Source organism: Pseudarthrobacter sp. fls2-241-R2A-168, assembly GCF_030209335.1.
Classification (GTDB): Bacteria; Actinomycetota; Actinomycetes; order Actinomycetales; family Micrococcaceae; genus Arthrobacter.
This window is the reverse complement of the sequence record NZ_JARVSG010000001.1, coordinates 1-12,854: the sequence shown is the minus strand read 5'-3', so window position 1 is coordinate 12,854 and position 12,854 is coordinate 1. Positions and strand designations below refer to the sequence as shown.

Genomic DNA, 12,854 nt, shown 5'->3' with positions numbered 1-12,854 from the left:
CTTGTAAAGTTGCTTTTGCAGCGGATCGGGATGTAGCGCAGCTTGGTAGCGCGCTTCGTTCGGGACGAAGAGGTCGCAGGTTCAAATCCTGTCATCCCGACCACAATGAAAGAGGGTCTCCCACGGGAGGCCCTCTTTTGTGTTCCGTGACCCCCGGCAGAACCCTGGCCGAACGGTAACTTTCCGGTAAAGGGAAAGGCCCCGGAGCAGTTGCTCCGGGGCCTCCCTCGCCTCCTGTGGTGAGGAAGCTAGTTACGCGGGATCAGGCCAGTTGCCGATGTACGTGGTGTACGTGACGTCGGTGCTCTTGTCCTTCTTGACCTTCTGGGAAGCCGGATCAGGCCAGTTCCCAATGGCTACGGAAGTACCGGAGTTGTCAGCCAGTGAACCCGCAGACAGTACGGCCGGAGCCGCTGCGGAAAATGCCAAGGCCCCCGCCAGCACGGCGGCGGCAGCAATTTTCTTCAACATAGATATGTTCCTCAATACGAGTCGGATTCGTTACAAAGCCAGCACTGTCCTTGTTGACACCCATTGTAAAATGTTTTCCACAGGGACTGTCAAGCATTCGTCAAACTGACTGTCCGGAAGAGGAGGAAATCCCGTGGGCAACGGATTCGGGGAGAAGCTCCGGGCGGAGCGGCTCGAACGGGGATTGACACAGGCCGAACTGGGCAAGGACCTGTATTCACCCAGCTACATTTCATTGCTCGAGACCGGCCGGAGGGAACCGACGGCCGAGGTCATCGAGGAACTGGCGCGGCGCCTTGAATTGGCGCCCAAGGCCCTCGAAGCCTGGAGCCAGCCAATTACCGTCAGCGATGCTGAGTACGTCCTGGCCGGCCTTTATGCCCGCCAGGCCTGGGACCTGCGTGACTACCCTTTGGCGGCCAGCCACGCCGCCACTGCAGCCCAGATTGCCCTCGAGGGCAAAAACACCAGCGCCTGGTGGAACATGACCTACATGCAGGCCGAGTGCCTGATGAAGCAAGGCGAACTGCGCGAATGCCAAAAGATCATCGAGCGGCTCCTCGAGCACCCGATGGCCACCGAATCAGTGGGCCTGGGTGTGCGGGCTCGGCAAATGCTGGCGGCCGTCTGCCACGGGCAGGGGCAACTGGCGGTGGCAGTCCAGCACGGGCTTGAAGCTGTGGAGCTCTCGGCCAGGCTGCCGAGGAATTCGACAGTGCTCATCGGCGCCCACCGGATCCTCATCGGCGCGCTGGCCGAAAGCGGACGGCTGGACGAAGCCTGGAAGTACTGCATGGCGCTCTACGAGCAGGTGGACGAACACGCGATGTCGCAACTGGCCGGGGAGGTGGCCTGGGTCATCGGCAACGTCGCGTTTATGCGGCACGACTACGCCGAAGGGGTCAAGCACCACGAGCGGGCAGCGAAGCTCCTCTCCCCCGCCAATGACATCGAGCTCTGGGCGCGGTTCAACAAGGCCTCCGCCGCGGTGCGGCTGTCGTCGGGAATTGTCGAACCCGAAACCCTGTCCTCCATCGAGCGGGCAGAGCTCGCCTTCTCCATCGTGGGAGGAACCAAGAGCGACGAACTGGAGGTCGCCTTCATCCGCGCCCGCTGGCTGTACCTGACTGGGGACATTGTTGCCGCCGTAGAGAAGCTGAGGGAAATCCATGCTGAGCGCGACGCCCTCGCCAAGCACACGGCCGGAGAGGTTTCACTGCTCCTGGGCAAGTCCCTGAAGGCCGCCGGCGAAGCGGACGAGGCACTGGTCCGCCTCGAGGAAGCCCAGAAGGCGTTCAGCGCCGCAGGAGCAGCGGACCGTGTCCAGCAGGCATTGGACGCGGTCCTGGAAATCCGGCTGGCCCAGCAGCGGGCCGCGGCTGCCGCCAAAGCCAGCTAAGCTGCACCCCGCTCGCCCGGAGCCGCTGGGGCTCCGTGCAAGTGAGGCACCCGTCAGGCGAAGCTTTTCCCGGTCAGCTTCTCGTACGCCTCAACGTAACGGCTCCGGGTCCGGTCTACCACGTCAGCAGGCAGCGCCGGCGGAGGGGTGTCCGAAGACCTGTCCCAGCCCGATTCGGCCGATGTAAGCCAGTCCCGGACGTACTGCTTGTCGTAAGACGGCTGAGCCTGCCCCGGCTGGTAGGTGGAGGCATCCCAGAACCGCGAGGAGTCCGGCGTCAGCACTTCATCACCCAGGGTGATCGAACCGGAGACGGCGTCGTAACCGAACTCCACCTTGGTATCGGCGAGGATGATCCCGCGCTCCCGCGCCACGGCCTCCGCCTTGGTGTAAATCTGCAACGTGAGCTCGCTCAACCGGCCCGCGATGTCGTCACCCACCATGGCCACCACGGCGTCATAGGTGATGTTCTCGTCGTGCTCGCCCACGGCTGCCTTGGCCGACGGCGTAAAGATGGCGTGCTCCAGCCGTGAACCGTCCACCAGGCCCTCTGGCAGCGGGATGCTGCACACGGTTCCGGAGGCGCGGTATTCCAGCAGGCCCGAGCCGGTGAGGTAGCCGCGGGCGATGCACTCCACCGGGAACATGTCCAGCTTCTTGCAGATCATGGCCCGGCCTTCCACCGCGGCCGGGACCCCGTCCTCCACGGTGGAGGCCAGCACGTGGTGCTCCACGTCCAGCTGGTCGAACCACCACAGGCTCAGCTGGGTGAGGATGCGCCCCTTGTCCGGGATTTCGCTGGACAGGACGTGGTCAAAGGCGCTGATGCGGTCGCTGGCCACCACCAGGACGCACTCCTGGCCTACGCGTTCGACGATGGAATCGTCAGCCGGCTCGTAAAGGTCGCGCACCTTGCCGGAGTAGACGTGCTTCCAGCCCGGCAGGTCCAGGGTGGTGGTGCTGAAGCCGGGTGTTGCGGGAGTTTCGCTCATGCTATGCCTTCGCGTTGGTAATGGGCAGTGATCCGGTGGCGCCGGACGATACCCTGATCTCGCCCCGGGCGGCCTTGCGGCCGATGTCCGTGCGGAACTGCGAGCCTTCCAGCTGAACCAGCTCCACGCCGTCGTACGCCTTTTCGCGCGCCTCCACCAGGTCGCTGCCCAGCGCCACGACGGCCAGGACGCGCCCGCCCGCGGAGATCACCTTGCCCTCCTCATCAAAGGAGGTCCCGGCGTGGATCACGTGCACGCCTTCGAGTTCCTCCACCTTCTTCAGGCCGCGGATGCGGTCACCGGTGCGGGGCGTGCCGGGGTAGTTTTCAGAAGCGACGACGACGGCGACAGCAGTTTCCTTCGACCAGCGCAGCTCTTCTGCCTTGTCCAGTTCGCCCTTGGCAGCTGCCAGGAGGAGGGCGCCGAGGGGGGTCTTGAGCCGTGCCAGCACGGCCTGGGTTTCCGGGTCACCGAAACGGACGTTGAATTCGATGACGCGGGTGCCGCGCGAGGTGAGGGCCAGTCCGACGAACAGTACGCCTACAAAAGGCGTGCCTCGGCGGGCCATCTCGTTGACAGTCGGCTGGGCGACCCGCTCAATGACCTCCTGGACGAGGCCTTCGGGGGCCCACTCCAGTGGGGTGTACGCACCCATGCCGCCGGTGTTGGGCCCTTCGTCGTTGTCGAAGATCCGCTTGAAGTCCTGGGCGGGTGAAAGCGGGACCGTGTTCTGGCCGTCGCAGAGGACAAAGAGGGAAACCTCCGGGCCGTCGAGGAACTCTTCGATCACCACGGAGCCGCCGGCATCGAAGCACGACTGCGCGTGGGCGAGGGCTTCGTCGCGGTTCCTCGTGACCACTACGCCTTTGCCCGCGGCCAGGCCGTCGTCCTTCACCACGTAGGGGGCGCCGAAGGTGTCCAGGGCTGACGCGGCTTCCTCGGCGTTGGCCGCCACCATGGCCATGGCCGTGGGAACGCCGGCTTCGGCCATGATCTCTTTGGCGAAGGCCTTGGAAGCCTCGAGCTGGGCGCCGGCCTTGCTGGGGCCGAACACCGGGATCCCGGCATTGCGGACAGCATCGGAAACACCTGCTGCGAGCGGCGCCTCCGGCCCCACCACCACCAGGTCCACGGCGAGCCTGGTTGCCAGGGCGGCTACGGCGTCGGGATCGTTGCCGTTGATCCCGTAGGTGGGGACCAGCTTGCTGATGCCGGCATTGCCGGGCGCTGCATGGACCTCGGACACGTTGGGGTCGGCGAGCAGGGAGCGGACAATGGCGTGTTCGCGGCCTCCGGGGCCGATGACGAGTACCTTCACAGTCTCCAAGGGTACTTTGTGCACCCAGCCCGCTCCTAAGCTGTGTCAGCCGCGGCAAAACAATCCCCGGGGCGGTCCGCTACGAAGCAGTGTTATGAAAAAGCTCCTGAACTGGCTCAAAGGTCCCACTGCCCTGGCCGCGCTGGCAGGCGTGGTGGCTGCCGCCGTCGTCCTCGCCGTGGCCGAGCTGGCGGGAGCATTTTTTACGGCCCGCGCCACGCCCGTGTTTGCCCTGGGGTCCACGTTCATCGATTTCACGCCGTCCTGGATGAAGGATTTCGCGATCGCCACGTTCGGCACCAACGACAAGGCCGCACTTTTTGTGGGCATGGGCCTGACCATCGCCGTGCTGGCGTGCGTGCTGGGCGTGGTGGCCTACCGGCGGTGGGCGCTGGGCGTGCTGGGAGTCCTCTTTATGGGTGCTGTGATCGTGACCAGCGTGGTCACCCGGGCAGGCGTGGGGCCGGCCGATGCCATACCGTCGGTGCTGGGGACCCTCGCGGGCCTGCTGGTGCTGCGCGCCCTCATAGCCCCGTTGCGGGGACTGAAAGCCTGGCCCGAAGCACCGGCGAATGTGGCCGACGGCGACCCAAGGCACTCCGGGGCCAGCCGCCGTCGTTTTTTCGCCGCTGCCGGAATTACCGCGGCCGCAGCCGGCATAGCCGCAACGGGCGGCCGCCTCGTGGGTGCGGCCCGGAGCAACATCGCCAAGGCGCGGGAAGCCCTTCAGCTGCCCGCCGCGGTCCAGGCAGCTGCAACCGTTCCTGCGGGCGTCCAGTCCCCGGTGGCCGGTGTCCCGCCGTGGCTGACGCCCAACGGCGAGTTCTACCGCATCGACACTGCCCTCAGCGTCCCGGAAATCAATGCAAATGACTGGGAGCTGCGGGTGCACGGGCTGGTGGAGGAAGAAGTCCGGCTCACCTTCCAGGACCTGCTCGACGCCGACCTGATCGAATCGCACGTGACCCTCACCTGCGTTTCCAATCCAGTGGGCGGCAATCTCGCCGGCAACGCGAAATGGCTGGGCCTGCCCATCCGTGAGGTGCTGAAGCGGGCGCGGCCCAAGGACGGTGCGGACATGGTCCTTTCCACGTCCATTGACGGTTTCAGCGCTTCCACGCCCCTGGAGGTCCTGCAGGACGGGCGCGACGCCATCCTGGCCATCGGAATGAACGGTGAGCCGCTGCCCCTTGAGCACGGCTACCCGGTGCGGATGGTGGTTCCGGGCCTGTACGGATTCGTCTCGGCCACGAAGTGGGTGGTGGACCTGGAGGTGACCAGGTTCGCGGACAGCAAGGCCTACTGGACTGAGCGCGGCTGGTCCGAGCGGGGACCCATCAAGACCATGGCGCGGGTGGATGTTCCCAAGTCGTTCGCCAAGGTGCGCGCGGGAAAGGTGGCCGTGGGCGGCACCGCCTGGGCACAGACGCGGGGCATCACCAAGGTGGAGCTCAAGATCGACAACGAGGACTGGGTGGAGGTGGACCTCTCGGCTGAGGCGTCGCTGGTCACGTGGCGCCAATGGTCCTATGAATGGGACGCCACGCCCGGCCCGCACTACCTGAAAGTCCGTGCGACGGACGGCACGGGCGAGGTGCAGACGGAGCAGCGCGCCGATCCGGTTCCCGACGGCGCCTCGGGCTGGCAGTCGGTGATGGTCACCGTGGAGTAGCCGGGCATCCGGGAGAGTGGCCCCTAGACTGGCAGCATGCCGCATAACCCGCATGCCACCTTTACCGTGGACTCCGCCGTCGAACTGGCCGTGATCGAGCGCAGCGGCTTTGTGGAATCCCGGCACATCGGCTCAGCCGTCCTGCTTGCCGCCGACGGCTCCGTAGTCACTGAACTGGGCGACATCAACACCCCGATCTACGCCCGGTCTGCCCTGAAGCCGTTCCAGGCGCTGGCCTCGATGCAGGCCGGCGTGCCGCTCCGCGGCGCCCAGGTGGCGCTGGCCTGCGCGAGCCATGTGGGTTCCCTGGACCACATGGATGTGGTGTCCGGGATGCTCAAAGCGGCCGGCGTGCGGGAGGACCAGCTCCAATGCCCGGAAGCGTGGCCGCAGGATGAAACTGCCCGGAACTGGCTGGTCCGTTCCGACCGCGGTAGGTCGAAGCTGGCCTTCAATTGCTCGGGGAAGCACGCCGCATTCCTGTGGGCCTGCACGGAAAACGGCTGGGACACGCATAGCTACCTGGAGCCCAACCATCCGCTGCAGCAGCAGGTGCGCAGCGTCATCGAGGAGTACACGGGCGAAAAGATCGCCCACCTGGGAATCGACGGCTGCGGCGCGCCCGTGGCGGCCGTTTCGCTCAAGGGCCTGGCGCGGGGCTTCTCCCAGCTGGCCAAGGCGCCGGGGGACCAGAGCTTCAACGCCCGGGCCGCCACCATCGCAACGTCCATGCTGGACTACCCGTGGGCGGTGCAGGGCCGCGGCGAGGCCAACACCATTGTGATGGACGAGCTGGAAATCATCGCCAAAATAGGGGCCGAAGGTGTCCTGGCCATGGCCACGCCCCAGGGCGTATCCGTGGCAGTCAAGATCCTGGACGGGAACCTGCGGGCCACCTCCCTGGTGGCGCTGACCTTGCTGGCCGCCTCCGGGGCCGTGGAGATTCCCGGCGTGGCCAGTGTGCTGGAAAAGGTGGTTGAGCCGGTGCTGGGCGGCGGCCGGCCGGTGGGAAAGATCCGGCTGGGCCCGGCCGTCTCGGCCCTCCTGGACTGAGTGCTTCCGGACTGAGCGCTAGGCTATCAAGCGCTCACTGCCGGCTCGGAGCGATTCCTCCTCCACGGATGTCCGCGGTACTCTGGTTGCCTTTGCCGTGCCCCGCCGAAAGGATCCGCCAAACATGCCTGTAGCCCGCCGTCGTATTGACGTTCAAGAAGGCGCCGCGGCGGTGGAGGCGTGGCGGAAAGCCGCCGGGCCGTCGTCGGACATTCCTCCGGTTCCGCGCGCCGTGCTGGCCACCGCAGTACGGTACACGCTGGAGGAAGTCACTGCGCGGGCGCCGGGAAATTCCGTGGAGGTACGCGTGCCGCCCTTCGGCGTCACGCAGTGTGTGGAAGGGCCGCGCCATACCCGCGGAACGCCGCCCAACGTGATCGAGTGCGACGCCGCCACCTGGCTTGCGATGGCGACGGGCCTGATGGGCTGGGCGGAGGCAGTCGCGGCCGGCAAGGTGGCCGCTTCAGGCCTGCGTGCCGACCTCTCGACCCTCCTGCCGCTGTAGGACTTTTCTAGCTGATTTTGCGGCGGTAGATGGATGTGGCGAAGGCGTACGCGATGAGGAGTATCCCTGCGAGCCATGCCAGGCTGACCCAGATGTCGCTGCCAACGGGTTCCTGGGCGAACAGGGCCCGGATGGTGTTCACGATCGAGGTCACGGGCTGGTTCTGGGCGAACCAGGCCACTGGACCGGGCATCGATCCGGTGGGCACGAACGCGGAGCTGATGAACGGCAGGAAGATCAACGGGTAGCTGAAGGCGCTGGCGCCATCGACGCTTTTCGCGGAGAGCCCCGCGATCACGGCGATCCAGGTCAGCGCCAGGGTGAACAGGACCAGGATGCCGGCTGCCGCCAGCCAGGCGGCCGGTGATGCTCCGGTGCGGAACCCCATGAGCAGCGCGACGCCCACCACCACGGCCACTGACACCAGGTTCGCTGCCAGCGAGGTGAGCACATGCGCCCAGAGCACGCTCGATCTTGCAATCGGCATGGACTGGAAGCGTTCGAAGATGCCGCCCTGCAGGTCCAGGAACAAACGATACGCCGTGTAGGCGACGCCGGACGCGATGGTGATGAGCAGGATGCCGGGCAGCATGTAGTTGACGTAGGACTCATCGGATCCGGTGTTGATGGCGCCGCCGAACACGTAGACGAACAGCAGCATCAGCGCGATGGGGGTGACCGCCGTCGTAATGATGGTGTCCGGGCTGCGCAGGATGTGGCGGAGGGAACGGCTGGTGAGGACCCGGGTGTCGACGAGGGCGTGCGCAGTCATCGGAGTTCCTTTCCTGCTGGGACGGTGAGGGCGAGGAAGACGTCCTCAAGGGACGGCTGCTTCTCGACGTATTCCACTTTTGCGGGCGGGAGCAGCCGCTTGAGTTCGGCGAGGGTCCCGTTCTGGATGATGGTGCCCTCGTGCAGGATCGCGATCCGGTCGGCAAGCTGCTCGGCCTCATCGAGGTACTGCGTGGTGAGCAGCACCGTGGTGCCGCTGCTGGCGAGTTGCTTCACGGTCTGCCACACTTCGAGGCGCGCCTGGGGATCGAGTCCGGTGGTGGGTTCGTCGAGGAAGATGACCGGCGGATTGCCGATCAGGCTCATCGCGATGTCCAGCCGGCGGCGCATACCGCCGGAGTAGGTGGCTGCCTTCCGGCTCCCTGCTTCGGTGAGGGAGAAGCGGGCGAGCAGGTCGTCGGCGATCGCAACCGGGTTTTTCAGGTGGCGGAGCCGGGCGATCAGGATGAGGTTTTCCCGCCCGCTGAGCACTTCGTCCACCGCGGCGAACTGGCCGGTCAGGCTGATCGACTCCCGTACGTCGTCGGGCCTGTCCGCAACATCGAAGCCGGCTACAGTGGCGCTTCCCGAGTCGGCTTTCAGCAGGGTGGACAGGATCCGCACCAGCGTGGTTTTGCCCGCGCCGTTCGAGCCGAGCAGCGCGAAGATGCTGCCTGCCTTCACGTCGAAGTCGACGCCCCGCAGCACGTGCAGGTCCTTGAATGACTTCTCGATGCCCTGCACCCTGATCGCGGGTGCAAGGGCCTGGTCAATGGTCATGCTTCATCTCCTTTCCATTGCGGCCGGTGGCGGCGTCGATGGCTTTCGTGAGGCGGGCGCGTTCCTTGTCGATCCAGCGCGTGCCGCCGTAGGCCTGGGTGAACGTCTCGGCGAACTCCACCGGGTCGTCGCCCACGATGTCGGCCACCGGGGTCCCGTCGACGGCGGCGCGTTCCCACAGGTCGGCAAAGTCGCCGAACATCCTGACCATCGTGTCGCCGTCGGTCACTCCGCCGTAGTACATGAAGTACCGCTCGAAGGCTTTTGCGGCGGTGCGGTGCGGTTCGGGGAGCGCCTCGACGCGGGCCTTGTACTGCTTGAACTGCTTCTTCTGCTCAAGTGAGCCGGTGATTGCTTCGATCCATTTTGCGGCCATGGTTACTTCTCTCCTTGTTCCTGCGGGTGTCCGGCGTGGAGGTGTTCGATCCGTTCTGCGAGGAAGCTCCATGTCTTCCAGAACTCTTCGAGGTATCCGCTGCCCTGTGCGTTCAGCGAGTAGACCTTGCGCGGGGGCCCCTTCTCTGACGGGACCTTTTCGACGTCGACGAGGCCGCGCTGCTCGATCCTGACCAACAGGGCGTAAATGGTGCCTTCGGCGATGTCGGTAAAGCCCTGGTCGCGCAGCCGCGCCGTGATCTCGTAGCCGTAAGCCGACTGCCCGGCGAGGATCGCCAGGACTATGCCCTCCAGCGTCCCCTTGAGCATCTCGGTCATTTGTTTGCCCATGGGACCTTCCCTTCTGCTACTTAGTGATGATGACTACCAGTACATAGTATCGCTGAATAGCGGCCGGTCAAGAGCTTCGAAATGGCAGAACTGCCCGCTTCCAGGCGGAGGGCGTCAAAGATTCGTCAAGAAAACGGCCCTTACCCGTTCACCGGATTCCGCCGGTGCTAGCTTCGGCCCTGAAGGCGGTGCACTGCGCAGCGCTGAAAGGAATGCATGACCACGTTGAGCAGGCCTCCGGCCGATCCCTCCGCCCCCAGGCCGCGCGGTGCCGCAGCATTGAGGAACTGGCTCCTGTTCGGACTCCAGGACAGCAAAGGAACGCATCCCGGCCCAGGCGGGACATCGGGAGCCCATGAGAAAAAGCATCCGTGGTGGCAGGTCATGTGCCTCACCGGCGTGGACTACTTCTCCACCCTTGGTTATCAGCCGGCCATCGCAGCCCTCGCCGCCGGGGTGATTTCACCCATCGCGACGCTGGTGCTCGTCGCCGTTACCCTCCTTGGCGCCCTGCCGGTATACCGGCGCGTGGCTGGTGAGAGCCACCGCGGGGAAGGCTCCATCGCCATGCTCGAACGCCTCCTGCCCCGCTGGGGCGGCAAGCTCTTCGTCCTGGTCCTGCTCGGGTTCGCCGCCACCGACTTTATGATCACCATGACCCTGTCCGCCGCTGACGCCAGTGCCCACCTCATCCAGAACCCGGTGGCGCCCGGCTGGCTGCTCGGCCAGAACGTCCCGGTCACGCTCTTCCTGCTGGCGCTGCTGGCCGCGGTGTTCCTCCGGGGATTCCGGGAGGCGATCGGCGTGGCCGTCGCCCTCGTGGTCCTGTACCTCGGCCTCAATGCGGTGGTGGTGGCGGTGACGCTTGCCCAGGTCTTTACGCACCCACTGGCGATGGGCGACTGGTGGACCAGCCTGTGGACCTCCCACGGCAACCCGTTGATGGCCGTGGCCATCGCGCTGCTGGTCTTCCCCAAACTCGCCCTGGGCCTCTCAGGGTTCGAGACCGGCGTCGCCGTGATGCCCCAGGTGCGGGGCGACGGGAAGGACACGGAAGAGAATCCGGCAGGCCGCATCCAGGGAACCCGGCGCATGCTCACCACCGCCGCGGTGATCATGAGCGGCTTCCTTCTCACCACCAGCTTCATCACAGTGGTCCTGATCCCGGAGCCGGAATTCCAGCCCGGCGGCCAGGCAAACGGACGCGCCCTGGCCTACCTCGCCCACGAATACCTCGGCGTCGGCTTCGGCAGCATCTATGACGCCAGCACCATCGCCATCCTCTGGTTCGCCGGCGCGTCGGCCATGGCAGGACTGCTGAACCTGGTCCCCAGATACCTTCCCCGCTACGGCATGGCCCCAGCGTGGGCCAAAGGAGTCCGGCCCCTCGTTCTCGTTTTCACCCTGGTCGGGTTCCTCATCACCTTCCTCTTTGAGGCCGACGTCGACGCCCAGGGCGGTGCGTATGCCACCGGCGTCCTGGTGCTGATGACTTCAGCAGCCGTCGCCGTCACCCTCTCTGCCCGTCGCCGTCACCAGAACAAACGCACCGTGGGCTTCGGAGCGATTGCCGTCGTCTTTATGTACACCACCGTTGCCAACATCTTTGAGCGGCCCGAAGGCATCCGCATCGCGGGAGTCTTCATCCTGGGCATCATCGTGATCTCCCTGCTCTCGCGGGTCCGCCGCTCCTTTGAACTCCACGCCACGCACGTGCACCTGGACCGGGAGGCATTGGAGTTTATGTCCGATACCCTCGAAGGCCCCATCGCCATCATTGCCCATGAGCCGCTGCGCACATCCAAGGAGGCTTACCGCGACAAGCTGGCTTCAGCCATCGAAGTCAGCCACCTCCCCCTCGCCCAGGAGGCGCTGTTCCTGGAGGTCATCGTTGACGACTCCTCCGACTTCGAGACCGAACTCTACGTCCGGGGAGTGGTCCGCCATGGCTACAGGATCCTCGAAGTCCACGGGCCGGTGGTCCCCAACACCATTGCCTCCGTGCTGCTCCACATCAGGGATGTCACAGGGCTGATGCCCCACATCTATTTCCGCTGGACCGAAGGCAACCCGGTCACCAACCTCCTGAGGTTCCTGTTCCTTGGCGAAGGGGAAATCGCCCCCGTAACCCGGGAAGTGCTCCGTGAGGCCGTACCGGAGGTGACCAACCGCCCGTGGGTCCACGTCGGGTGACCTGGGACGGCCTGTCCGAACGCGCCCTTCCGGTCAGCCGCGGCCGATGAAGGGCATGCCGGCGGCGGTGATCACCACGGACCCCACGCTTGCCGAGGGCGGCATGTTGGCCATCAGCAGCACGGCGCGGGCCGCATCCTCTACAGGAAAAGTGGGCTCCACCCGGCGGCTGCCGTCTGCCTGGAGCGCGCCCGCGCCCACCCCGATGGTGTCCATGATGTCTGTGGCTGTGTTGCCGATGTCGATCTGCCCGCAGGTGATCCCGAAGTCCCGGCCGTCCAATTCGATGCTTTTGGTCAGACCCGTCAGGGCGTGCTTGGTGACGGCGTAGGCCACGGTGCGGGGCCGGGGCGAGTGCGCGGAGATGGAGCCGTTGTTGATGATCCGCCCGCCCTGCGGATCCTGGGCCTTCATGGCCCGTACCGCGGCCGCCGCACACAGCATGGAGCCGGTGAGGTTCACCGCCACGGTGGCCTCCCAGTCGGCCAGGGAGATCTCATCCACGCTGGCCGCCGGACCGAAAACGCCTGCGTTGTTGAACAGCAGGTCCACGCGCCCCCACTTCTGGCGGGTGGCCTCGAAAAGGCGCTCGACGTCGTCGGGCCGGGTGACGTCGCAGGTGACCGGAAGGGCCTGCGGATGGCCGTCCGCCGTCTCCTTCAGTTGCTGTTCACGCCGCCCAGCGAGGGCAACGGCGTAGCCGTCGGCCAGGAGAAGGCGCGCCACGGCCCGGCCGATGCCGGAACCTGCTCCGGTGACTACAGCAACGCGCTGGGTCTGTTTGGGCATGCTCATCAAGTTCACCTCGGGTCTGGTCACATTTGAATCCTAGGGCCTTCGCTCCTAATCTCGTAATACAGAATTGTTTTCCCACAATACGAAAACATTAAGCCAGCATTCGACGACGAAAAGAGGCTGCCGTGGCTGCAGGAGAAGATACCTCCCATATCCTCAGCGGGTTGACTAACCAGCTG

Annotated in this window: 13 protein-coding genes and 1 tRNA gene; 6 read left to right on the top strand and 8 right to left on the bottom strand. The window is 65.6% G+C overall.

What is annotated here, in order from left to right:
• Positions 1-26: 26 nt before the first annotated feature.
• Positions 27-103: transfer RNA gene (locus tag QRN11_RS00070), tRNA-Pro, on the top strand.
• A 149-nt stretch (positions 104-252) separates the two neighbouring features.
• Here the strand turns inward: QRN11_RS00070 and QRN11_RS00065 are convergent.
• On the bottom strand, positions 253-471 hold the full coding sequence (locus QRN11_RS00065; RefSeq protein WP_285249376.1) for a hypothetical protein: 219 nt from the start codon (positions 469-471) through the stop codon (positions 253-255).
• A gap of 133 nt (positions 472-604) precedes the next feature.
• On the opposite strand from QRN11_RS00065, the gene QRN11_RS00060 reads away from it, so the two are divergent.
• Positions 605-1,870: a helix-turn-helix domain-containing protein gene (locus QRN11_RS00060; protein WP_091422657.1), complete on the top strand. Its 1,266-nt coding sequence runs from the start codon at positions 605-607 to the stop codon at positions 1,868-1,870.
• 53 nt (positions 1,871-1,923) lie between these two features.
• On the opposite strand, the gene QRN11_RS00055 is transcribed toward QRN11_RS00060, so the two are convergent.
• Both QRN11_RS00055 and purD read right to left on the bottom strand, forming a co-directional pair.
• A complete protein-coding gene (locus tag QRN11_RS00055) occupies positions 1,924-2,862 on the bottom strand; it encodes a phosphoribosylaminoimidazolesuccinocarboxamide synthase (RefSeq protein WP_285249375.1) in 939 nt (312 codons plus the stop codon).
• Between the two features lies 1 nt (position 2,863).
• On the bottom strand, positions 2,864-4,180 hold the full coding sequence (gene purD, locus QRN11_RS00050) for a phosphoribosylamine--glycine ligase (RefSeq protein WP_285249420.1): 1,317 nt from the start codon (positions 4,178-4,180) through the stop codon (positions 2,864-2,866).
• Positions 4,181-4,274: 94 nt separating this feature from the next.
• Here purD and QRN11_RS00045 point away from each other — a divergent pair, with 94 nt between their 5' ends.
• From QRN11_RS00045 to QRN11_RS00035, 3 genes are all read left to right on the top strand, one after another.
• Positions 4,275-5,852 carry a molybdopterin-dependent oxidoreductase gene (locus QRN11_RS00045; RefSeq protein WP_285249374.1) on the top strand — a complete coding sequence of 526 codons (1,578 nt, stop codon included), beginning with the start codon at positions 4,275-4,277 and terminating at the stop codon, positions 5,850-5,852.
• A gap of 36 nt (positions 5,853-5,888) precedes the next feature.
• Complete coding sequence (locus QRN11_RS00040; RefSeq protein ID WP_091422664.1) at positions 5,889-6,905, top strand: asparaginase; 1,017 nt, start codon at positions 5,889-5,891, stop codon at positions 6,903-6,905.
• A 124-nt stretch (positions 6,906-7,029) separates the two neighbouring features.
• Positions 7,030-7,410, top strand: coding sequence for a sterol carrier family protein (locus tag QRN11_RS00035; RefSeq protein WP_285249373.1), 381 nt, complete (start codon positions 7,030-7,032; stop codon positions 7,408-7,410).
• 7 nt (positions 7,411-7,417) lie between these two features.
• Here QRN11_RS00035 and QRN11_RS00030 read toward each other — a convergent pair whose 3' ends face one another.
• The 4 genes from QRN11_RS00030 to QRN11_RS00015 are packed head-to-tail and all read right to left on the bottom strand — an operon-like array spanning position 7,418 to position 9,687.
• Entirely contained in the window at positions 7,418-8,182 is a 765-nt protein-coding gene (locus QRN11_RS00030; protein WP_285249372.1) for an ABC transporter permease, read from the bottom strand.
• On the bottom strand, positions 8,179-8,961 hold the full coding sequence (locus QRN11_RS00025) for an ABC transporter ATP-binding protein (protein WP_285249371.1): 783 nt from the start codon (positions 8,959-8,961) through the stop codon (positions 8,179-8,181). The genes QRN11_RS00030 and QRN11_RS00025 overlap by 4 nt, the downstream gene beginning before the upstream one ends.
• On the bottom strand, positions 8,951-9,337 hold the full coding sequence (locus QRN11_RS00020; protein ID WP_285249370.1) for a DUF1048 domain-containing protein: 387 nt from the start codon (positions 9,335-9,337) through the stop codon (positions 8,951-8,953). The genes QRN11_RS00025 and QRN11_RS00020 overlap by 11 nt, the downstream gene beginning before the upstream one ends.
• A 2-nt stretch (positions 9,338-9,339) precedes the next feature.
• Positions 9,340-9,687: a PadR family transcriptional regulator gene (locus QRN11_RS00015; RefSeq protein WP_285249369.1), complete on the bottom strand. Its 348-nt coding sequence runs from the start codon at positions 9,685-9,687 to the stop codon at positions 9,340-9,342.
• Between the two features lie 216 nt (positions 9,688-9,903).
• Here QRN11_RS00015 and QRN11_RS00010 point away from each other — a divergent pair, with 216 nt between their 5' ends.
• The gene (locus QRN11_RS00010) at positions 9,904-11,880 is read left to right on the top strand and encodes an APC family permease (RefSeq protein WP_285249368.1); all 1,977 of its coding nucleotides are present in this window, start codon (positions 9,904-9,906) and stop codon (positions 11,878-11,880) included.
• A gap of 33 nt (positions 11,881-11,913) precedes the next feature.
• Here QRN11_RS00010 and QRN11_RS00005 read toward each other — a convergent pair whose 3' ends face one another.
• Positions 11,914-12,675: an SDR family oxidoreductase gene (locus tag QRN11_RS00005; RefSeq protein ID WP_285249367.1), complete on the bottom strand. Its 762-nt coding sequence runs from the start codon at positions 12,673-12,675 to the stop codon at positions 11,914-11,916.
• Positions 12,676-12,854: the final 179 nt, after the last annotated feature.